19 protein-coding genes and 1 riboswitch are annotated in these 22,976 nt (G+C 45.4%); of the genes, 13 read left to right on the top strand and 6 right to left on the bottom strand.

All coding sequences use genetic code 11. From position 1 onward, the window contains the following. Positions 1 to 28: 28 nt before the first annotated feature. Both BMW79_RS25325 and BMW79_RS25320 read left to right on the top strand, forming a co-directional pair. Positions 29 to 1,897, top strand: a complete 1,869-nt coding sequence (locus tag BMW79_RS25325; RefSeq protein ID WP_089899646.1) for a hypothetical protein — start codon at positions 29 to 31, stop codon at positions 1,895 to 1,897. Positions 1,898 to 1,908: 11 nt separating this feature from the next. After that, a complete protein-coding gene (locus BMW79_RS25320) occupies positions 1,909 to 2,454 on the top strand; it encodes a hypothetical protein (RefSeq protein WP_089899643.1) in 546 nt (181 codons plus the stop codon). A 52-nt stretch (positions 2,455 to 2,506) separates the two neighbouring features. Here the strand turns inward: BMW79_RS25320 and BMW79_RS25315 are convergent, their stop codons facing one another. Beyond that, positions 2,507 to 3,487: an AraC family transcriptional regulator gene (locus BMW79_RS25315; RefSeq protein WP_089899640.1), complete on the bottom strand. Its 981-nt coding sequence runs from the start codon at positions 3,485 to 3,487 to the stop codon at positions 2,507 to 2,509. A gap of 160 nt (positions 3,488 to 3,647) precedes the next feature. On the opposite strand from BMW79_RS25315, the gene BMW79_RS25310 reads away from it, so the two are divergent. Continuing rightward, on the top strand, positions 3,648 to 5,807 hold the full coding sequence (locus BMW79_RS25310; protein WP_089899637.1) for a TonB-dependent receptor plug domain-containing protein: 2,160 nt from the start codon (positions 3,648 to 3,650) through the stop codon (positions 5,805 to 5,807). Positions 5,808 to 5,829: 22 nt separating this feature from the next. Next, complete coding sequence (locus BMW79_RS25305; RefSeq protein ID WP_089899634.1) at positions 5,830 to 7,023, top strand: NHL repeat-containing protein; 1,194 nt, start codon at positions 5,830 to 5,832, stop codon at positions 7,021 to 7,023. Positions 7,024 to 7,080: 57 nt separating this feature from the next. Here the strand turns inward: BMW79_RS25305 and BMW79_RS25300 are convergent, their stop codons facing one another. From BMW79_RS25300 to BMW79_RS25285, 4 genes are all read right to left on the bottom strand, one after another. Further along, complete coding sequence (locus BMW79_RS25300) at positions 7,081 to 7,896, bottom strand: hypothetical protein (RefSeq protein ID WP_089899631.1); 816 nt, start codon at positions 7,894 to 7,896, stop codon at positions 7,081 to 7,083. A gap of 71 nt (positions 7,897 to 7,967) precedes the next feature. Continuing rightward, positions 7,968 to 8,510 (bottom strand): type II secretion system protein GspG, encoded by a 543-nt coding sequence (locus BMW79_RS25295; protein WP_089899628.1) that lies wholly within the window; start codon positions 8,508 to 8,510, stop codon positions 7,968 to 7,970. A gap of 221 nt (positions 8,511 to 8,731) precedes the next feature. After that, the gene (locus BMW79_RS25290; protein WP_089899625.1) at positions 8,732 to 9,325 is read right to left on the bottom strand and encodes a dihydrofolate reductase family protein; all 594 of its coding nucleotides are present in this window, start codon (positions 9,323 to 9,325) and stop codon (positions 8,732 to 8,734) included. Between the two features lie 70 nt (positions 9,326 to 9,395). Next, the gene (locus BMW79_RS25285) at positions 9,396 to 10,202 is read right to left on the bottom strand and encodes an alpha/beta fold hydrolase (protein ID WP_089904237.1); all 807 of its coding nucleotides are present in this window, start codon (positions 10,200 to 10,202) and stop codon (positions 9,396 to 9,398) included. Positions 10,203 to 10,551: 349 nt separating this feature from the next. On the opposite strand from BMW79_RS25285, the gene BMW79_RS25280 reads away from it, so the two are divergent. The 8 genes from BMW79_RS25280 (at position 10,552) to BMW79_RS25245 (ending at position 21,381) form a co-directional block, all read left to right on the top strand. Next, complete coding sequence (locus BMW79_RS25280; protein WP_089899622.1) at positions 10,552 to 11,469, top strand: alpha-glutamyl/putrescinyl thymine pyrophosphorylase clade 3 protein; 918 nt, start codon at positions 10,552 to 10,554, stop codon at positions 11,467 to 11,469. 74 nt (positions 11,470 to 11,543) lie between these two features. After that, a riboswitch (cobalamin riboswitch) is annotated at positions 11,544 to 11,753 on the top strand. 114 nt (positions 11,754 to 11,867) lie between these two features. Next, on the top strand, positions 11,868 to 13,937 hold the full coding sequence (locus BMW79_RS25275; protein ID WP_089899620.1) for a TonB-dependent receptor: 2,070 nt from the start codon (positions 11,868 to 11,870) through the stop codon (positions 13,935 to 13,937). Then, the gene (locus tag BMW79_RS25270) at positions 13,934 to 15,085 is read left to right on the top strand and encodes a YncE family protein (protein WP_089899617.1); all 1,152 of its coding nucleotides are present in this window, start codon (positions 13,934 to 13,936) and stop codon (positions 15,083 to 15,085) included. The genes BMW79_RS25275 and BMW79_RS25270 overlap by 4 nt, the downstream gene beginning before the upstream one ends. A 44-nt stretch (positions 15,086 to 15,129) precedes the next feature. Beyond that, positions 15,130 to 16,605, top strand: a complete 1,476-nt coding sequence (locus tag BMW79_RS25265; RefSeq protein WP_089899614.1) for a PKD-like domain-containing protein — start codon at positions 15,130 to 15,132, stop codon at positions 16,603 to 16,605. A 50-nt stretch (positions 16,606 to 16,655) separates the two neighbouring features. Further along, on the top strand, positions 16,656 to 17,585 hold the full coding sequence (locus BMW79_RS25260) for a DUF4465 domain-containing protein (RefSeq protein WP_089899611.1): 930 nt from the start codon (positions 16,656 to 16,658) through the stop codon (positions 17,583 to 17,585). Positions 17,586 to 17,663: 78 nt separating this feature from the next. Beyond that, the gene (locus tag BMW79_RS25255) at positions 17,664 to 19,181 is read left to right on the top strand and encodes a hypothetical protein (RefSeq protein WP_089899608.1); all 1,518 of its coding nucleotides are present in this window, start codon (positions 17,664 to 17,666) and stop codon (positions 19,179 to 19,181) included. 135 nt (positions 19,182 to 19,316) lie between these two features. After that, a complete protein-coding gene (locus BMW79_RS25250) occupies positions 19,317 to 20,666 on the top strand; it encodes a DUF5074 domain-containing protein (protein ID WP_089899606.1) in 1,350 nt (449 codons plus the stop codon). A gap of 115 nt (positions 20,667 to 20,781) precedes the next feature. Further along, entirely contained in the window at positions 20,782 to 21,381 is a 600-nt protein-coding gene (locus BMW79_RS25245; RefSeq protein WP_089899603.1) for an FMN-dependent NADH-azoreductase, read from the top strand. Between the two features lie 80 nt (positions 21,382 to 21,461). Here the strand turns inward: BMW79_RS25245 and BMW79_RS25240 are convergent, their stop codons facing one another. Continuing rightward, complete coding sequence (locus BMW79_RS25240; RefSeq protein WP_089899599.1) at positions 21,462 to 22,022, bottom strand: sugar O-acetyltransferase; 561 nt, start codon at positions 22,020 to 22,022, stop codon at positions 21,462 to 21,464. Positions 22,023 to 22,205: 183 nt separating this feature from the next. On the opposite strand from BMW79_RS25240, the gene BMW79_RS25235 reads away from it, so the two are divergent. Beyond that, a complete protein-coding gene (locus BMW79_RS25235) occupies positions 22,206 to 22,928 on the top strand; it encodes a hypothetical protein (RefSeq protein ID WP_089899596.1) in 723 nt (240 codons plus the stop codon). Positions 22,929 to 22,976 lie beyond the last annotated feature (48 nt).

Raw genomic sequence — 22,976 nt, 5'->3', positions numbered from 1 at the left:
CTCACCCTCAAAATAAACATTAAAGATTATGGGTTACGATCCTACTACATGCTACAATTCCCTGAAATCCCAGAACCTGGGACCATGCCCCAACGACCTCGGCACGGCGTCTTCCTACCACTGCCTGGATGCACAGGAAAGTGGCGCTATTCATGCCTTCTGCGCCAAAGAAGGTATTTACTATGAGCCTTTTCAATACAGCGAGGCTTATAATGTGACGAAGTGCCGTGAGAACGAGTACAATGCGGTGAAATGTGAGGAGAAAGTATTTGCGACAGTGTCGGAACTTGCGAAGTACCTGCGGGTACATCCCGACATGGACTCCCGTCCCTGTTACTGCTGTTGTTCCTGCCTGGCTTATGGCACACCGATCGCTATTCCTTCCGGGCTGAAGGCCATCGAGAAAATTATCGTTGGTGAAGAAGTGATGGGTGGCGCCGTTACCAGTAAAGGAGGAAAGCTATCTTTTTCCTGGACGCCCGCCGCTGTTACTTTCAGCCAGGGAACGCCGCCTTCTGATCCTAAAAGCGGTATTGCTTCCACCATGGTATTCATCTATTGCCATGATGATCTGGGAATCATCTCCACAGAAGATCAGCTGTTCATGACACCGGCAGGCGTACTGAAACAGGCCAATACCTTAAAGCCGGGAGATGAGCTGGTAACGGTATCCGGAGATGCCGTGGCTATCATGAGTATCAAGATCGGTAACTGGTATGGTGGCGTTCATCACATTACTGCGGGCGCTCCTTTCACCGGCGATCTCAATGGTCACCTTATCAGCGCCGGTAGTTTTGTAGTAGCAGATTTCTCTGTTCAGCTGGATCCGGTGGCACTGGGCAAGGGTTTTGAAGCCGGTCCGGTGATTGGCTCAAAAGAATACGAAAAGGCCAACAAATCGATGATGCTCAGAACGGGTGTTTATACGCATAAAAATGCAAAAGGGAATAAGGATCATCTGCCTAAACACTTCAAACTGTTTAATGAAACTCCTGCCTATATCCCTGCGGATGCGCAATCCTTCATCACCAATAAACAGGCGATAGATATTGTAGGCAACCCGGAAGCGCATTTCCGTCCTTATGGTAATAAAACCGGTATCGACAGCGTCAAATATCTCTTCCAGTTGTATAAAGCCTTTTACCCGGATTACAACTTTTACCTGGACTGGGAAAACCTGACACCGAATGCCTATTCGTTTGAATCTTACGGCGTGAAAACGGTGGTGATTTCAGGAGGCCTGGTAAGATTGCAGGGCTTGTATATCGAAGGACTGGCCTTTATTCTGGCGCATTGCGTAGCACATTTCGTGGTGTTGCCACCATCTGTATATCAGGGGCCACGTCCGCTGCCAACCATCCAGGCGGACTATTACGGAGTAGGGCTGGTAATGCCTACCGTCTGGCATTTCAACGCTTATTCTATCAATGGTAAGGCGATCACACAGATGGAACAGTTCTGGGGCTATATTTCACCGGAAAATCAGAAAGGTGATCCGGCTCATCCACAGGAAGATCCTTCTATTGAATGCAGGTTGACCACCATGACTTATGCAAGACTGGGCGGTAATCTTCCTCCATGTGCAGAGTTGCCGGTTAAGCTGCTGCAGCTCATTGGTGAACAGGTAGGTATCCTCGTGGATAAGTCGCCATTTGTGAGACTCTACTTCAGTGATGGTCTGGATGAAGTCACGGCATTGCCACCAGCCAATTATGCGATTACACCTGCTGTTACCATCAGCGCTGTGAATGTGCCGGTAAACAATGAAAGATCTGTACAGATCGTGGCAGATTTCAAAGCAGGAGTGGAGTATACCGTTGTGGTTTCAGGTGTAAAAGGAAGTAAGGGAGAAGGCATGGATCCAAAGAAGAATTCCATCAAATTCATTGGTCAGTAAACAGGAATGTTATGGATAATATGCTCATGGAACAACGGAGCCAGCTGGCGGAGATCCTTGGCCTGGAAGGGCCGGTTTCTGAAGAAGTGCTGAAAGCGGCTGTTGGAAATGAAAGCTATGCCCGTAACCTGTTGCTAAGCAAGGAGAATCCGCAGATGCTGGAAACCTTGCTGAACAAACCAGGGAGACAGGGCACACAGGAATTTTCTCACGCTACCCTCATCAGGAAAGCAGCTACGGCATTACTGCGCTGGGGTAAAACCGGTTTCGCGATTGTAAATGCAGATGTACTGGAGCAGCGTGAAGACGCCTGCCTCAGCTGCCATCATCTCCGCGATCCGAAAGGCACGCTTCAGCAGATCGTACCATCCGCGCAGGGGAAAGACAAACCAGGATATCGCACCGGTAAAAAGGTATGTGACCTCTGCGGCTGTAATATCGCCAATAAGATACGCCTGCCGTCTGAATTCTGTCCGGATGTACATCCGGAAGATCACCAGCATACACGCTGGGGGGAACCGGTGAACCAGTCGCATCGTAACAGCAGCTCCGTTTAAAAAGCTCAGATCCAAAGGGCCGGTCTTCGCAGGAGGGCCGGCTCTTTTTACCTTATTGCCTTTTTACCTGGCTGGGGTTCATGTTACATTTCTTTTTAAACAGCCTTGAGAAATGCGCGACTGATTTATATCCCAGCTGATAGCATACATCTGAAATGCTATGTTCTCCGGAAGACAACATCTCAAGCGCCAGGCCCATTTTATAGTCGGTCAGATAACCCATTACGGTGTTATGATACACTTCCCGGAATCCTTTTTTCAGTTTGTTATCGTTGATACCTACTTTCCTGGCCAGTTGCTGCAGGGAAGGAGGTGCATGGTGATGCAAGATCAGCAGGTTCCTGGCTGCTTCCAGCTTTTCGAGATCTTCCGCAGTAGTAAAGGAGGGCAGGTGTTTTTTTACCTGGGCCTGCTCCAGTTGCAGTAGCATCAGGCCGGCCATTTTATTATCAAAGATGGCCCGTTTCAGTTGCCTGGATGTATTACAGTGCAGTATTTGTGTCAGTTGCTGACTGATACCGGGCGTAATGAGCATAGGCGTGGTGTTCAGCTGATAGAATTGTTGCGAGCGTAAGGCTTCCAGCAAAGCGGAAAAAGCATGCTGGTGGATAGCGCACAATCTTTCTACATAATCAGCATCCAGGCAGATATCAATAAACTCCATGGATTGCCCTGCTTTGAAATCGATGTATCCTTCTCCGGCGGTAAAATAGTAAATGTTGTGATGTTGGGCAGGGACGTAAAAATGCCTGTTGGAAACAGGTATGCCTGATTTCCTTCCTCCTTTGATACAGAAATGAAGCTTTACCAGTGCATCATGTACCGCATGCATGCGATAGTCTGCTACCGCCGATGCCTGTATATGAAAGATGGCGCCTCCATCAAAATAATATCCCTTTCTGATACCCTTTATTGCGCCGAAATCGAATGACGCCGTTTCCCCGGTAATATCCAGGGGATCTGCAAATAAGATATTGGAATCGTATGATTCCGATAGTTGGCCGGATATGTCTGCCTGGATGGTTCCTCGCATAGATAAATCCTTTTCAGTCAATTATTACTCCGTTTCAGTCAAGCCCGCCAGAGATGTCTGCGTTACTTTTGCGCTAAAATAGCTAATAAATGCAACATTGTTTCAAAATTTTATGGCATTTGTTGTCGGCTTTATCCTTGCCTAATATATAGATCGTTTTATGAAGCAGAAATGGAGATGCCTGTTGATGGCGCTTTGCTGGCCGGTAATGGCGGTAGCGCAGGAGAAACAGCACACGCGGGAACAGCCCCGGGACACGACCGGGAGTCCGAGGAAACTGCGGGAGGTGAATATCACCGGCAACAACCGTACAAAATCTGAGGCGGCTGCATTGAAGAAAAGTGTGGTACCGGTAACTATTTTATCGGGAAAAGAGATAGAGAACAGGGCCAGCAACCTGAATGAAATGCTTGCCAGGCAGGCAGGGGTACAAATCAGGCAAACCGGCGGACTGGGAAGCGAAGCGCGTATTTCCATACGTGGTCTGGAAGGTAAGCGGGTGCAGATCTTCATCGAAGGTAACCCGTTGAACACACCAGACGGCAGCCTGAGCATCAATGATATTCCGTTGCAGCTGATTGAGCGGATAGAAATATACAAAGGAACGGTTCCGGCATGGTTGGGGGGAGATGGGCTTGGGGGTGCGGTGAACATTGTGATCAAACACCGGGACATCAGTTACCTGGATGCCAGTGTAACCCGGGAGTCCAATCATACTACTATTTTGTCGCTGCTGGGAAAGAAGACCTTTGAGCGTGCCGGTATGGAATTGGGCGCCGGCCTGTTCTATACAGCTACCGAAAACGACTATACGATGGAGTCACCGTATCAGCCCGGACTCCGTATTAAAAGAGACCATGATGCCTACCAATCGCTGATGGCAGGCACCAGTCTGCGCTTTCACAAACTCTGGTTCGATGAAATAGAACTGGAGGGCGTATACCTTCGCAACGATAAGCAGATCCAGGGAATACAGCGGAATATTCAACAGGCAAAAAACAGCGCAGACTCCCGGATCCTGGCATTGAATGCCCGGAAGGAAGGATTATGGCACGGGCGGCTGGATGTCCGGTACAGCCTTATCCTGGGCAGCTTTACAACGCATCTTACGGATACGTCCTCCTGGATGTACAACTGGGATGGAAGCCGTTATCCGAGTATCCTGGGTAAAGGAGAAATCGGAACAGGTCCTAACCTGAGCAGCAACCGGCAGCAGGAACTACGGCACCGTTTAAACCTGAACTATAAACTAGCTACCGCCTGGTCGCTGAACCTGAACAATACCATCCGCAAGGCTGGTTTTAATCCGGATGATAGTCTTGGTAACGCCTATGCCGGCAAAAATATGTACAACTACCCGGGCGATCTTTTCAACAGTGTAACGGGGCTGGCTTTGGAAGGCGCTGTATTGGAAGGCAAGCTGCTGATGTCGGCATCGCTGAAACACTACTATTACCAGGTGAGTGGTTACAATACCAATATATACGTGATAGGAGAGCCGGATAAAGTATCCAATGTGCAACAGGATGTTGGCTACAATCTGGGGATCCGTTACAATTTCACGCCTGCATTACTGGTAAAGGCGAGTTATGAAAAGGCGTTGCGAATGCCACAGCCGACGGAACTCTTTGGAGATGGCGCCCTGATAACACCTGCCATTACGCTGCACCCGGAACTGGCGCATAACGTAACCGCCGGCATATTTTACGACGGGAAACTGAGTGATCAACGCCGCCTGCAGCTGGAGTCCAACGTTTTTTATATGGACGTCAGCAACCTGATACAATTGGCCGGTAATGGGTTGTCGCTCGGATACGTCAACTATCAGCAGGCGCGAATCAAGGGAGTGGATGCGGAAGTGAAATATGATATCTCCCGTGATTTTTATGTTTCGGGAAATGCCACCTGGCAGCGGCTCACGGATGCCATGCGTTATTTACCGGGCAGTAATCATGTGGCCAATCCAACCTATCAGCTGCAATTGCCCAATATTCCATCCTTCTTCACCAACTGGAGCGTGGAGTATCATCACGATGGATGGCCATTTTCCCATAGCCGTACCCGTGTTATCTATGAAGGTTCCTATGTACATCAATACGATTATGGCTTTGCGGTGAGCAGCTATGAGAACCTGCGTATTCCGGGTTATCATACACATAACCTGGCCTGGGAGCAATCGTTCAGGCGTAACCGGTATACCATTACAGCAGAAGTCCATAACCTGGCAGATGCCATTGTTATCAATAATTATAACAATCCTTTGCCCGGCCGCACCTGGCGGTTGCGGTTCCGCTACCTGCTGTTTGGTAAAAATCAATAACATCAATTCTTAACTATTGTATATGAAATCAATGCAATTAAACAGATGGGCGATACTGCCTGCCTTCATGATACTGGGCGCCTGCTCAAAAGATCCGAAAAACAATACGTCTGCACCGGATAAAGATAAACTGGTGGTGGTGACCAGTATCAGCAATGGTACCTCGCAGGTATCTTATGTGGGAACGATGAAAGACCTGAGCGTGGGCGTTTACAATAACAATAAGGCCAGACCTTCTTCCTTTACGCCATTTATTTACACGCACAACGACGATGTGTTTGTAGTACCCAACCGTGGCGCCGATATATTGAAAAAGTATACACGTGCAGGCAACGGGGTGCTGGCGGAGAGTGGTAGCCTGACCATGCCGGCCGCTTCCCAGCCTACCGGTATTGCTTTCGAAAGCGATACCAGCGCATATTGCACGTTGTATAATACCGGTGTTATTGTGAAATTTAATCCAACCACCATGGCACAAACCGGCACCATCGATGTGAAGACATTTGCTGTTTCGGGAAGTACGCCGAATCCGGGTAATATCGTTTACCAGGATGGCAGGTTGTTTGTGGCCGTTACCCAGACTGTTAACGGTTACACCAGTGTGAATCCGGCGCAGGTGCTGATTGTTGATCTAAAACAGGGCAATAAAATTACGAGCACCACGGACGCCAGAACTACCTGGGCGGGTACTATTGATGCACCGCGTTCGCTGTTTTTTGATGAACAGGGAGATTTGTATGTGAACTGTGTCGCTTCTTACGGATTTGTGCCGGGACAAGAATCAGGCATACTGCGTATCCGCAAAGGCGCCAGTACTTTTGATCCGGGCTACTTTTTCCCTATATCAAAAGCAACCATAAAAGGGTTGTCTGCACAGGTAAATTATTTTCATCATCTCTGCTATGGTGGAAACGGGCAGGCATATGCTTCCGGTAATATTCCTTCGCTGGTAAGTAATCCGCCTAATTATGTGACAGACCGCTCTTATGGTATATTCAAACTGGATCTGGCGGCAAAGACCATCACAAAAATGGATATTCCGAATACCAATGGTTACTCCGGGTACATAGTGCCTTTTGAGAATAAAATTCTGTTCTCTGTTTCATCAGCCACGGGCGTAGGCATTTATACCTTTGACCCTGCTACCAATACCAGCAGCAATGGTCCGGTGGTAACAACACTGGGAGATCCGTCAGTGGTGGAAGTATTTAAATAACAGGGAACAACCGGTGACACTATCCGATATTGACAGGAAGGTCTTTTAAGAAGAGCATCAGAGATAAGCGGCAAAATACCTGTCCAGTGCTTCCTGGTTATATTTATCTTCCCCCCGCCAGTATTCAACGAATAGCCAGTCGTTTTTTCCTTTGAGTGGCCTGTCGTAGGATCCTGGTTTCAGGATATCAATACAGGCCAGTATTTCGATCAGTATTTTTCGTTCGGCTTTGGTTGATTTGATGACAGACGCTAAATTTTTTTCCAATGCGCCGGGGTAATCATTGGGTTGTGAATGCGCGATGACCTTTAAAATACTTTTAAAGATGCTGATGTCTTCCGGGGTGGGGTCTGGGATGGTTGCTGACTGCAGTTGTTGCAGGTCAAATAAAGTGTAGTCCAGTTGCCCATGACGTACGCCGCCCCATTTAATTCTTTCGAAATTGAGGACATTCAGATCGGTATTCTGGTAAAACTCATCACCGATGATGCCATATTTCAGATCGCGGCAAATGCCACAGGTATAGCTCGTATGGCTGATAACACCATTGGTATAGCTATGTCCGCTTACTGCTTTATGGAACTTATGGGGAGTTAACTGCTTTGCAATAAAGTAAGAGGCTAAGCCTGACCGCCAGTCCAGTCGCCTGCTGGAAAGACTGCTTAGAAAGGCTTTCACAATTTTATCAGTGGAAATGGCGGGTAACAAACCGGATATTTCTGCTATGCATTCGTCGTGAGAAATGGTCAGAGGATCGAACATCAATCCCTTGGATCTGGCATAGGTAAAGTCTTCCGTACTTACCTGCGGCACATCTATCCAGCCATTTTTCCAGTATGTTTTGAAAAGAATATTTTTTGCTTTCTTGTCCATCTGTTAAAAATAGTAAAAAGACGGATCTGGTAGTAATGAGGACGGTGATTAAGTTTTATTCACAGCGACAGCTACTGCGTTTTTATCAACCCGATTTTACTGCTATCGCTCACGGCTACCTTTGGAAACAGATCATCCTTTGTATGTGGTTTTCCATCTTGTCCGGATGAAAAAAGGGTATAACGGCTGCCGATTCTTTCATAATTGTAAAAGACCGCTCCCCGGAACTGAGCGGATTGAATAGCATCGTGGATGGGCGCGAATTTATCATCTTCCAGCAGTTCCTGCAGATTGTCGGGGTATTCGCCATGTTGCAGTTTATAAAATTCAATATTCTTAACAAGGTTGTTTAACTGCATTTGTGAAATTTCTGCGAATCCACGTTTAGACAAATCTCCATTCTTCATGTAATAAAACATAAAGCCATATATTCCTACCGTAAAAAGAATGCCGGCCGCGCCTATTATGGCCAGCCATTTATCTCTGTATTTAACAATGGCAAGGATTAAAAGTACGAAGCCTGCCATTCCGCCGATCAGGGGAATCAGGCACAGCAAACCGGCTAAATAAGGTGGTGTTGACTTTGTTGTTTTAGGGATGTTAATGATCGTCATTTAAGTACTTGGTATAGGTGAATAATCAGGCAACGGATGGAGCAAGATGTGGGCATAAGGGTGTCTTGCTCTTTCCTGTTATTTCTATAAAGATAATTATTTTAATAAAAACGATTGACAGATCGTTGATGACAGACAGGGAAGGGGGGCTTAAAACGTAAAGGATGGCTCTCAAGAGCCATCCTGATGTTGTATATACAGAAAAATGAGCAGGGGAAGAGTTATGCTCCAACAGTGCCGGTTACAACCTCTCCTGCGCGCTTGTAATTGGCCAGAATAACGCCTTTGGATGTTACCAGGCTGTCTGTTAATGTAAAGGTGGCAGGAATTGTCCCGTTTTGGAACAGCTTTTTCCCTTCACCAAGAATCAATGGGTAAATTTTGAGGCGGAGTTCATCTACCAGGTCGTGTTGAAGTAACAATTGAATGAGCTTACTGCTGCCCCATACCTGGATATCGGCGCCTGCTGAATGTTTGAGCTTTTCGATAGCTGCTGCGCTTTTGAGGAAAGCCGTATTTTTCCAGTCTGATTTTTCCAATGTTTCCGACAGTACATATTTTTCGCCATCATTGATACCTGGCCAGAAGTCGGCATGATGGGGCCAGTACGACGCAAAAATATCAAATGTTTTTCTGCCTAACAGGTAGGCGGCCGGTTTAAGTTCTTCCTGCATCGCTTTGCCAAAAATCTCGTCGCCATAAGAGGCTGTCCAGCCGCCATGTTTGAAGCCTCCTGAGGTGTCTTCCTCCGGGCCGCCCGGCGCCTGCATTACGCCATCTAATGTAATCATGGATAACACAATTATTTTTCTCATACGATGATAGTTTATTGTTTAAGAAACAGGAAACGTTTTTTATGATGGAAGGTTCGCTCTTGGGTGAATGCTACTTTAAAAAACTATCCAGGTAGCCCAGTATTGTTTTAGTCTGCATCATCAGGCTAACATGTCCCTGTGAAGGAACAACGGCCAGCTGTGATTTGGGCATTGCGCCAAAGTCGCCGCATATGGCGCCGCCCAGCAATTGATATGTTTTTATCAGTTCAATTTTATCGAGGCCATCATTGTCTCCGGCGATCAGTAATACAGGGGCAGTAATTTTTGCAATATTTGTTTCACCTAAATTGAACGGGATATGATTGGATGCAATCATTTGTTCCAAGAAAGGGATCCATTTTGTTGTATCAGGCGCCACAGCATCGTATGCCGCTTTCATGGGCGTGTTTGCAAAAAGTTCAGGCTTCATGGATTTAAACGCATTGGTTACTTCGGGTAGCCAGCCATTACTTTTATAGGTAGCAGAAATGATGACCAGTTTCCTGAGCCGTTCAGGGCTTTGTATGGCAAACTGGTAAGCCACCGCACCACCAAAGCTATATCCTACTACATCGGCACTGTCAATTTTCAGGTAATCCATTACTCCTGCTACATCGCTGGCCAGGGTAGCATGCGATAATTTTCTGTCTGAAAATGGGGTATGGCCATGTCCCTGTAATTCAATAGCAATGACTTTCCTGTTTTTTGATAACTCAGGAATCAGTTCGCCCCAGTTGGTGTTAATCGTCATGAAAGCACCATGCAATAAAATGACAGGCCTGCCTTCGCCATATACTTCGTAATAAACCTTGATGCCATTAACAGGTGCGTAGCCGCTGTTGGTGGATTGTCCGTTTGATGGAGATGCTGTAAGCATAATGATAGTTATGAATAATATTGACTGGAGAAAAAGATATGTTTTGAAAGCGTTTTTCATATAGCTGTTTGTAACGGTAACTTGAATGTTGTTGACACTACAAAACTAAAATTCACTTTACTATCAGGCCCGGGGTAAAAACGACAACTTGGGGGATGAATTCCGACAAAACGGGTCTAATGGTGGTCATTATCCCGGAGAAAGTACTTGGGGCAGCATTTATTAACAAAGATTACCGCCTGGATTTACAGGGACAATAATGTTTTAAATAACAAAAGCTTTCTTTATTTTGCGATCACCTATTATTCTGTAGCATATATTCAAACGTTCAGTAACCCGGTCAACTTGTATGAAGTACGTAGCAGTTACCTCATCAGCTGCGATGATAGAAAAGCAACTAGATGAGTTTATCCGGCATGTAAAACCTATACCCGGTATTAAAAAAAATGAAGACAGGCAACTTTTTGTATCCTGCATGGCGCGGTCATTTTCGTGGCATGCAGGGTGGGTACAGTCCGCAAGCACCGGAAGCATTGCTTCCATGGAAGTATTTGATCCGCTGAAACTGGCGATCAGGCAAAAGCAGGAAGGCCATAAGATGGATGCCTGGTGGCTAACCTTTTTAGCTACATGGTTTGGAAAACATGCCACTACCGGCTGGCGTTTGACCGCCGCTATTTACACCGGGCTTCACAGTAGTAAACATTGGAATTGGGAAGCAGTATCAGCAGCGCCGGAGTTGTTTGAAGACTGGATGTCGGCCAACCAGCCGTTATTGATGCACTCCGGGAGATTGGGAGGTCTTCATAAACAGGAACTGTTCGACGGGTACGAGGCCGCCAGGGCCACTGAAATGCTGGGTCGTTTTATCCGGTGGTGGCATATTGGTTATGCAGAAAATATAGGAGATGCCGTGATGTATGCGGGACAGTCGCCTCATGCACTTTTCCGGTACATGATGCGTGATGTCAGCGAAGGTCTTGTTATTGCTCCTTATCATCAGTATCATTTTCTTACTTGGGCAGGGCTGTTAGGGCTCGCAGATATCCAACCCGATGCGGCCTATCTGTCAAATGGCAGTGTTTACAAGAAAGCCTGCCGCTGGTTTTTTTATGGGAAGTCGCCCGCAAAAGCAACAGGCAAAGAGCTGACGCAGGATCTTGCCTTACTGGCTGCTTACCTGGATACGCCTTTTATCTTTGCAGTACTGGAAGCAGCTATCTGTAATTTTTATCAACGCCGGCAATGCGAACCTTCCTGCCGCTAACGGATACACGATCTTTACTAGGAGACCTGAGCCTTATTATTTTAGCTTCTTTCATCTTTATCAAAGAAATTGTTGTACTTTCACGCCGCATTTGGTTTTTAACATAACTTTCACAATGTTAAAATTAATAGGGAATCAGGTGAAAATCCTGAGCAGACCCGCTACTGTAAGTTCTATCAACACACTTTGACATCTACTCTTGCCACTGTTTTTAGTGAATAAAAATGGGAAGGCCGTCAAAAGTGAGAATAAGTCAGGAGACCTGCCACTGCACATAAATTTTTAAAGCTTTCGAGGATGGGGCTTTGAATGCAACTTGCACTGAATTTAATTTCAGGACCTTTTTGTTTTCGTATATCATCTGGTAGGCTATCAGGCGAATTTAATTATTAACCTATATGTCAAACGTATTAAAGACGTTGCTATCAACGTTTTTAGCATTTATTGGCACTCATCTGTATGGACAGCAAACCTACCGGGACTCTACACGTGTGGATACCGGAGGCGTTAAGACATTGCGGGGTGTTACTATTTACACATCAGTATATAAAGAAGTTATTCCTTCACAGAAACTCTCTGGAGATAACTTAAAAAGCCTGAACAGTTTTTCTGTAGCTGATGCTATCCGCTATTTTGCGGGCGTACAGGTAAAAGATTATGGTGGCATTGGCGGCCTGAAAACCGTTGACATGCGCAGTATGGGCACTAACCATATGGGTGTGTTTTACGATGGCATCCAGTTGGGCAACGCACAAAACGGACAGATCGATCTTGGAAAGTTTTCCATGGATAATATTGAGTCCATTGCCGTATACAACGGACAGAAAAGCGATATTTTCCAGCCAGCCAGGGACTATGGCTCCTCTGGCAGCATTTATCTGCGGAGCAGGAAGCCCGTTTTTGATTCTTCCAAAACAACCAATTTTAAAGGCGTTTTTAAAACGGGTTCGTTTGATTTAATAAATCCCTCTGTACTGTTTGAACGTAAACTCACCGAAAATATAAACTACTCCATCAGCAGTGAATTCATCAAATCTTCCGGCCGTTATCCGTTCCGATATAAAAGAGTATATCATAAGTCGGGTGATATCGCCTGGGATACCACTGCCATACGGCAGAACGGAGACATCAATGCACTTAGAGTGGAGAGTGGTATCTATGGAAATATTAACCGTGGCGTATGGAATGCCAAGGCCTATTTCTATGATTCAGAAAGAGGCATACCAGGCGCCATCGTGAACAACGTATGGATGCGCTCACAAAGGCAATGGGACCGGAATTTCTTCCTGCAGGGATCTCTTCAGAAAAACGTTCTCCCCAAGTATGATATACAGGTGAATGCAAAGTATGCGAACGACTACATGCGCTATCTGAATCCCGATCCTACTTTAATGCATATCGATAATAATTTTCGTCAGCAGGAGTGGTATGGCTCGGTGGCCAACAAATATAGCGTGACGAAAAAGATAGATATCAACTTGTCGACGGATTTTCAGTACAATACCCTGAACTCGAACCTGGATGGGTTTGTATCACCAAAAAGATTTACTTCCCTGGTAGCATTGGCAGGGGCGGCAGAATTAGGTAAACTGAAAATGCAGGCCAGTCTCTTAGGTACTTTTGTAGATGAACGCGTTACCCGTGGAAATGCAGCCAGTGGAGATTCTGCCATCGCTGCACCTTCCAAGAATGAAGTAACGCCGGCAGTTTTTCTCTCTTACAAACCTTTTCCCCAAACGGATTTTAACATACGGGCTTTTTATAAGAATATCTTCCGGATGCCCACCTTCAACGACCTGTATTACACCGACATTGGCGATATCAGCCTGAAACCGGAATATACCCACCAGTACAACCTGGGTTTTGCCTACCGCAAAAGCCGTGCAGGCGCCTTGTTGAGCGAATGGCAGCTGCAATCTGATTTTTACTTCAACCAGGTAACCGATAAAATAGTGGCTGTACCTAAAGGCAGCGGCATGTACCGCTGGATGATGATGAACATTGGCGAGGTAGAGATCAGGGGAGTGGATGTGGTATCAGACCTGGCATTTTCTCTCCCGAAGGGCGTTTTATTAAATGTAAGAACAGCCTATACTTATCAGACAGCACAGGATTTTACAAAGCGGAAAAGCAAGGAGTTGCAGAAGATCACGTACGGTGGGCAGATTCCTTACATACCCTGGCATAGCGGCTCCGTTATTTCAAGTATACAATATCAATCGTGGCGGCTGAATTATAGTTTTATTTATGTAGGAGAGCGTTACCAGAATTCGGCCAATATCCCGGAGAACTATGAGCAGCCCTGGTACACCAGCGATGTATCTGCGTCGAAAAACATTCAGTTCAAAAGATACCGTTTCCGGATTTCCGGAGAGCTGAATAATGTGTTTAACCAGGATTATGAAGTGGTATTGAATTATCCGATGCCCAAACGAAATTATAAAATCATCTTATCTGTTGAGCTATGAGAACACCGGCTTTATTTTTCATAGTACTGTTGCTTTTCGTTGTGTCCTCCTGTCGCAAGGATGTAGAGGTATTTATGAATGAAGATACTTCCCTGGATTCTTCTGCACAGAATGGCTTTGCCGGTTTTTACCTGCTGAACGAAGGGAACATGGGCAGCAATAAGAGCACACTGGATTATTTTGACTATGCTTCCGGTAAATTTCAACGGAATATCTATGCGGCCATTAACCCCAATGTACCTAAAGAATTGGGCGATGTAGGAAACGATATCGCTATTTATGGCAACCGGTTATATGCGGTGGTGAATGCTTCCAATAAAGTGGAGGTGATGGATGCCAGAACGGCGCGGAGAATCGGGCAGATCCAGATCCCTAACTGCCGCTATATAAAGTTTGATAAAGGATTTGCCTATATCACTTCTTACGCAGGACCCATTGAAGTAAATCCTAATTATACCCAGAAGGGATATGTCGCCAAAATAGATACCACCACATTGGCGATGGTAGATAAATGTATCGTCGGCTACCAGCCCGATGGCCTGGAAATCACCAATGGCAAGATCTATGTCGCCAACTCCGGCGGCTACATGGGTGCGGGCAATACCGAAAAGTATGAACGGACGGTTTCCGTCATTGATCTTGCGACTTTTAAAGAAGATAAACGCATCGATGTCGCTTATAATCTTCATCACATCAAAGCAGACAAGCGCGGGGACCTTTGGGTTACCTCCAGGGGCGATTATAAAAAGCTCGCTTCCAGGCTTTACTTTATTGATAAGCTTCAGCAGAAGGTGACCGATACATTGCCTATTGCGGTGAGCAATTATTACCTCGACGGAGATTCGCTCTATGTATACAGTACCGAGTGGAGTTATATTACCTATTCCAACGTGATTACCTATGGCATTGTAAATACACGTACACATGAAATTGTAAGCCGGTCTTTTATCACAGATGGCACCGACAAAGAAATAGAAATCCCTTATGGAATTATGGTGCATCCCGTCACCAAAGATATCTATGTAACAGATGCAGGTAACTATGTTTCACCCGGACTACTGTACTGTTTTACGAAAGAGGGTAAGAAGAAATGGAGTGTCCGGACGGGTGATATACCTGCTCATTTTGCCTTATTACCAAAATCATAAATAAAATGCTACCTGGAAAAGGGTAGCGGAAACTGAAATTAAATATGAAAAGAACCTTTTTTCTGAAGTTGCTGGCAGTGGTTGTTTTCTTTGCTTACGCCTGTAAGAAAGAGCAATACAACGCCCCAAATATTTCCGGTGTGGGAACAGATACGATTGTACTCAGCCTGGGAGATAAAATAGTGCTGGCCCCCAACATCACCAATCTGAAAGGAAACGATTATACATGGCTGGTAAATGGAAAGGAAACCGCTTCCGGCCAGGTCAACTATACCTTTGAAGCGGCAACAGCAGGTAATTTCAATGTTACATTCAAGGTAAATAATAAGGGAGGGGCAGATGAGCAGACTTTCAAAATATTTGTAGAGAAGGCGATTACTGTATCCATTGCAGATGCGCTGGCAGTATCCATGGGCCAGGTAATTGAAATCAAGCCTGCGATAGATGGCCCTAACCGGACCGATTACGAATATGAATGGTCTATCGGCGATTCTGTTATAGGAAAGAAGCGTGACCTCAGCTTTATTTCACCTGCGTCCGGCACTTTTGCACTGAAACTTCGCACTACAGCGGGTAAACAATCTGCCACTGCCACACGCAATATTACCGTGAAGGCAGCGCAGTATGTGAAAAATGCCTACATGGTACTGGAGTATGCGCCTGCACCCGCTAAAAATCATAACTGGTCTATTATAGGAGATGCAGAATCCTGGGAGTTCGGGGATGAACACCCGCTTCCTTATAGTGAATTTTTAACCCAGGCCACTGCTTTAAGAAAAGACGATACTTACAGTTCGCTTGTTTTGGGTTCCTGGGGCGGCTCTGCCACATTTAAGTTTGATCATACCGTTTCCAATGCTCCGGGCAAACCAGACATCGAGCTGACAGCTACTTACTCAAGGGCCGACCTGCCGGCAGTATATGTAGCCTACGACCGCAATAAGAACGGTAAACCGGATGAAGAGGAGTGGTATGAAATCAAGAACGAAGATTATGGAATAGAGGATCTGCCGGACTATGAAATGACATTTACCTACAATAAAACCACGACAGACGACAGAAGAGTATACTCTTACTTTAACTGGAAAGATAACCAGGTAACGCCGATAGCGGGAGAAGTGGTGACTAACAAAACCTTCAGCAGCTCTATGACCTTCGACGGCGTTTTCTCTACCAGGGGCTTTTTCCCGGGGTTAAACATGATTGATCTTCCTTCGAAGAAAGTGGCGATGATGGAAGGATGGAAAGCCTCCTTTACACGTAAGGGAAAGCGTATCACCAAGAACCTCACCGGTGCTGCTCCGTTCTCTCAGAAACTGAATGTAGATATTGATCTGGCAGTGAATAAGAAAGGAGAGCCCGTTCAGTTACCGGGGATCGATTTCGTGAAAGTGGTGAAAACCGTTTACCCGTTCCAACAGGATTTTATTAATGCTGGCGGCGTAATGACAGATTTTAATATGGACGAGAAAAGGATGTTACACGTAGGTGGCATTTTAGACAAAACCCTCAAAAATTAAAGAAAGCCGGGCTTGCCCAAATTAATATCTAACCAAAAAAATCACGACTTATGAAAAAGTCCTTTTCTTGTAAAACCCTATCAGTCGCTATCTTTTGTGTTGTAGTAGCAGCCTCCTGCTCGAAGCAAAATGATTTGACACCGGTTGCCCCAAAGCCGGCTGAAACTGCAAAAGCAGGTGGCGTTTCCCTGTTATCTACCACTTATACGATTACCTTCGAGGGAATCGGAAGTAGCTATATGGCGGGACCAACCTCTTATGCAGATAATGCTTATTCTGCCTATTCCGGTACACAGATAGCCCCTTATGTGCATACCCCAAGCAATCTGAAGTTTGGTATCAAAGGCGCCGGTAGCGGTACACCGGTAGATTACTGGAACGGTGGATTTATTGTTTCCGACTGGAACTATAAGGCCAACATTCCTGGAAAAACAGGCGACTGGTGGTACTCTTATCTCAACCAGGCCAGCGTTTATTCTGGTACAAGTGGCTCAAAAAATGGTGGCTACTCCGGTAGCAGCAATTTTGCCGTGATGTTTGGCTATGTAGACTTTTATAATTCCAGCTATGCTACCCGTCCTAAAATTGATTTTACAAGCGGTAGCGGCGTGGTGAACGGCACGTATGTTTGTCTTTCCTCTTATACTTATGGCGTAATTCAGAACGGTAATACCTTTGGATCCGGTGTGGCTACACCCCTCAAAGATGTTGCTAACGGAAAAGGATATCTGAAATTACAGGCGTATGGCTTTAATGGCAATACACCAACCAATGGCGGTCTCCCGATTGAGATGTACCTGGCCAGATACAACAATCACCTGCCTGTTGTAGCCCCGGTAACAGCATGGACGTTCTTTGACCTGTCTGCTTTAGGTACGGTTACCCGCGTAGAATTCAACTTCGAGGGTAATGATTCAGGTACCTATGGCCTCAATACACCGGCTTATGTGTGTATGGACAATGTGCAGGTAACGTTGTAATGGTGTAAACCATGTAATGCCCGGCTTTCTTATAACACAGCCATCAACTAATGATAGCGTAAATAATAATTTGATAAAATGAATAACCGATTTAAATTTCTCGTTTATCTGGCCTGCGGTTTATTTTTAATCAGCAGCTGTAAAAAAGAGGATGCTGAAATCCCGGATGCTCCGCCTGTTATCACAGGTCTGGAAACGGAATATTATGTAGTGGTAAAGGAAGCGCTGGTGCTGAAACCTACCATTGCAACCAAAGTGGATTCCATTGTTTGGGTGCTGAATGGACAAAGGGTAGCAAATGCCCTGCAGTATAGTTTTCAGGCGCCTGCTACTCCGGGAAATTACAGCCTGATCGTGATGGCGTATAACCGGGGAAATATTATCCAGAAAGTACTTCAGATTGCTACCGGCAGGTATGTAAACTGGCAAACAACTACCAGTACTATCTTAACACTGGAAGCATCGCAAAAATTTGCCAATAAAACGGATGTGAAATGGGAAGTATTGTCGGCCCCGTCTGAACTATACAGATTATCTGCCAGCAATGCGCTCACCGCTATGTTTACCACGGTAGACAGGGGAAGCTACAAAGTGAAAGTTTCTTCCGGCGACCTGGTAGATACCTTGCTGATTACGGTGAAGTCAACAGATCGTGCACAGTCGCCCTATATCACAAAAGTATTCGATTACCTGCCCGCTCCCGGTCAGTTTGTAAACGATCTGCCCAAATATGTAGCTGGTGATACCTACGAAACAATGGTAACAAAAGCAGGGAAAGAGCTTATCGGAGAAGACGCCAACCTGATCACGTTAGGTGGTTGGGGAGGTTATGTAGTGGTAGGATTTGATCATACCATTGTGAATGTATCCGGCAGACGCGATTTCAGAATTTCCGGCAATGCCTTTGGCGCCAACTCTAATCCCCGTCCGAATGCGCCCTTCGGTGGAAGCTGCGAACCCGGTGTGGTAATGGTGGCCTACGATAAAAATAAAAACGGCAAACCCGACGAGGATGAATGGTATGAAATAAAGGGCAGCGGCAACTTCTCCGCAGAAGGCGAACCTTGGTATACGGCCGCTGTGAGCAATAAAGTGGATGTGCGCACTTTCCGTAACTACGAAATGACTTATAACCGTCCCACTACAGAAACGCCTGGTACACCTCAGGGGCATATCAGCATCAGCAATTATATCCGCTGGACAGATAACCAGGGACAACAAGGCTACAAAATCAAAAATACCTATCATTCACAAAGCTACTATCCGGCATGGGTGAAAGAGGATAAAATTACTTATAAGGGTATCCGCCTGGCACAAAACGGTTTGGAAGAAAGCGGACAAGGCAGTTATTATGTGCTGTATGCATACCGTTACGGATATGTAGATAACTATCCGAACGCACATGATAATTCCGGTATTGATATCGACTGGGCTATTGATAAAAACGGCAATAAAGTGAATCTGCCGGGCATCGACTTCGTAAAAGTCTATAATGGTATTGACCAGGAAAATGGCTGGTTAGGAGAAGCATCGACCGAAGTAGGTCGTGGTGAAGACCTGCACTTGTTGGGAACCAACATCGCCACTATAAAATAAAGAAGAAGACGGGAACGGTCCCGTCTTCTTACCACTCTTCTGTATTGCGGAATGAATATAGGAACGAGACAATGGAATTGACAATTTTGAAATAGTAAAATACAGTTTAGAGAAAATTCAATTAGTATTAAATTTATGAAAAAGAGAGTTTTAGCATTTGGTGCGTTCATCGCCGTAGCGGCAGTATCCTGTTCAAAAAACGACAACATTGAGCCGGTGGAAACACCCGAAGTAGAATTGGTAAATGTGCTGTCTCAAAATGCCGTAGCACAGGAAGATACCTTGTTTTTTAAAGTGAAGGCATCTGCCGGTAGCACTTTTACATGGTCTGTTGATGGCAAGGACGCAGCAATTAAAGACTCCATCTTTAAGTTTGTTTCAAACGATTTAGGTGAACACACGGTAACCGTAGCCGCGTTGAAAAATGAGAAAAGAGCTTCTTCCCAGACGAAAGTGTCCGTGTATGGGAAATATAAATACGGGACTTTCGTTTTAAATGAAGGCAACATGACCACAGAAAACGGCTCGCTGACTTTTATCAGCCCTAAAGGTGTGGTAACCGACAGCGCTTATTTTAAAGCAAATGGCAGCCAACTCGGCAATGTGGCGCAGGATTTATTTATCTATCACAACAAAATTTACATCATCTCCCAGAACGGTAAAAAAAATGCGGTAGGTGCTTCTTTTGAAAATGATGGTATGCTGGTAGTCGCCAATGCAGAAACACTCAAGAAAGAAGGCGCTTATAACGATGAATTATCAGTACTGAAATGGCCTACGCACGTGGCGGTATTAAACGAAGAAAACGTGATCATCCGTGATAACGGTGGCTTATACAGGTTTAATACCCTGACCAAGGCACTCACTTTTGTCAAAGGTTCGAAAGGTGCGTCCAAACTGACGATGGTCGTTTCTGATAATAAAATTTTTGCTGCCGCTGGTCCGAAGGTATTCGTGGTGCAGCCTGATAAAGATACCATCAGTTATGCACTGGATATCAAAGCTACGGTAAGTGGTGTAGTAAAATCCAACGATGGCAATATCTGGATATCCAATACCGGTGCTACTCCTAAGATCTCCAAGATCAATTACAGGGATTATTCGCTGATAAAAGCCAACGACATCACTACGGGTAGTGTGAGCGCTGGTTTCGGTGCCACACCCGGTATTACTGCAAAAGGCGATACGCTTTATTTCAGTGGGGCAGGTACTAAAATATATCGTCATATTTTCAGCATGGGAACTACTGAGTTTATGGTAGATGCAAAATCAATGGTGGAAAATGCCAATATTGTGTACAACAATATCGCTGTACATCCGCTGACGGGCGAGGTTTACCTCAACACCATCAAAGCATATGGCTGGGATTACCTGGTAAACAATACCAGTGTGTTTAACTTCAGTGGTAAAGCTGCGTTAAGCGCCAACTATAAGAATCATACGAAATTTCCTGCGGGCACTTTCTTTACCTATTCTTTTAATTAGACGAACCATGTTTTGATATAAGAGGTTGCCTGACTTCAGGCAGCCTCTTTTTGTTTTAGGGGAAAATGTCCCCGTATGTCTTCTTCGATCGTCATGATAGTAAACAAGTGATTTTATGACAAAGAAAACAGCTTTGCACATTATTTCCAGCGCCCGGGGAAGTGAGTCATTTAGTAAGGGCTTAAGTTCGGCGATAGTAGATAAGTTAATCGGGAACCAGGAAATTGATGTGGTCGTGGAAAGGGATCTGACAAAGGAAACACCACCATTTCTTCACAGCAACCTGGTGGGAGCGTTTTATAAAGATCCGCGATTTGTGGAAGAAGAAGAGCGGCAATTACTGAAATATGCCGATAGTGTTGTCAGTGATGTGAGTAAGGCCGATATTTTAATATTAGGTACGCCTATGTACAACCTGGGCATGTCGGCTTTATTAAAGGCCTGGATCGATCAGTTAGTCCGCTATGGGATCACCTATAGCTATAATGAAAAAGGAGCCAGGGAGGGCCATCTGAATGGCAAGAAGGTGTACCTGGCCATCGCCTCCGGTGGGCGCTTGCAGGACTGGTCCGGTAATTACGAATTTATCGCTTCGCATGTGAAGGCGGTGTTTGATGCGTATATAGGACTTACGGATGTGGAGATATTCAGGGTGGAAGGTACGGCCATGCCTGGTTTTCAGCCAGACTATCAAAAGATTTTAGAAAATCTGTAGAAATCAGGGAGCCGGTACTGCTTTTACTGTTGTAGGAAAAAGGAGTACCGGCTGTCTTATAAGAGCGCTCCCATTCCTTTCTATTCCTCTTCAATCGGACGGATCACCCGTGCCGGGTTGCCGCCCACCAGCATATTTGGTGGCACATCTTTCGTTACTACCGAACCAGCCGCTACCACTGAGTTTTCACCTATCGTTACCCCGCCAACGATAATGGCGCCGGTAGCGATCCAGACGTTTCTTTCAATGACAATCGGGTTGCCGATAGTGACGGCGCGCCGTTGTGACGGGGAAAGGGGATGGCCGGTGGTAATAATGCTTACATTCGGGCCTATCATTACCTCATCCCCGATATCGATGCCGCCAAGATCATAGAAGGTGCAATTCTGATTAATGAATACATTTTTCCCGACGCGGATTTCACTTCCACCCGCTGTATAGAATGGCGGTAGCAGTAAAAAACTATCATCCACCTGTTGACCGGTAAGTTCACTGAACAAAGCACGGATTTCAACCGCATCGCTGAATGTTAAACGGTTCAGTGCAGCAGTAATAGTCATTGCCCTGGCTGTACTGGCTACCATGGCGGCCGATTCCGGTGTTCTTCTGTGAATTGTTTTAGTGCGGTCGTTCTGCATCATTCATTTATTTTACAGGCCTTAAGTCGGGCGGTTAACACTTTCGGGCGTAATTTTTTTTCAGGGCGATAAAGGTAACACAGAAGTCCTGAAAAAAGAATATTTTTCAGATAGAGAAGTTATCTTACGTTCATTAACCCGGAGTCATGATGAATTTAATGATCACCATTAATTTTTTACCCCAATATGGCAGCTGCAAAACTGGAAATTGAAATATCCACCGGTGCAAAAGACCTGGAGGTGTTGAAGGGAAAAGACCTTACAATAATAGAGGAGCTGTCATTGATCCTGTTTAAGCCGTTGTCCCTGAAATTTCTGAAAGATTTTACGCATCTTAAGAAGCTGATGATATCAGGCACCGTGAAAGACTATTCTCCTCTGGCCGGTTGCGACACGCTCGAAATTTTACATTTGTCTGGTGGAACCATTGATGAACTCGACTTTATCCGGACACTTTCCATACATACACTTATACTGGAAGCAAGTAAATCCAGGGTAGACACCCTGGTTATTCCAAATCTCACCTCTCTTGAAAATATCCGCATATCAGAAGTGGGAAGTATGGCTGATCTTTCCTTTTTAAGCGACTTTTCCAGTCTGAAAAGCATAGCGCTCTTCCACCTGAAATCGGAACAGCTATTTGAGGGTTCGGCACTTCATCAACTTGAACGGCTCTATCTGACCAATATGTTTAACCTGAAGGACCTTTCCCGTTTGAAAAGTTTCCCCTCATTACAGCTGTTATACATCCACCAGTTTTTTGTGAATCGCAAAGTGAAAATTGATGCAAAAGCAGCTCTTTTTAAAATTGCGCCGGAGTTAAAGAACATTGATACCATCAGGCTTAAAATTAATGAGGAGGAATATGTGAATACATCGGGTGAATGGGTGAGCCATACAGACAAGTAAATTGAGCCATGCAGGAAAGCCGTGATGGGCAGCAAAAGCGGAACTTTG

Source organism: Chitinophaga arvensicola (genome assembly GCF_900110835.1).
Lineage (GTDB): Bacteria > Bacteroidota > Bacteroidia > Chitinophagales > Chitinophagaceae > Chitinophaga > Chitinophaga arvensicola.
Note: the sequence above shows the minus strand (reverse complement) of the source record. Positions and strands in the feature narration are given on the sequence as shown.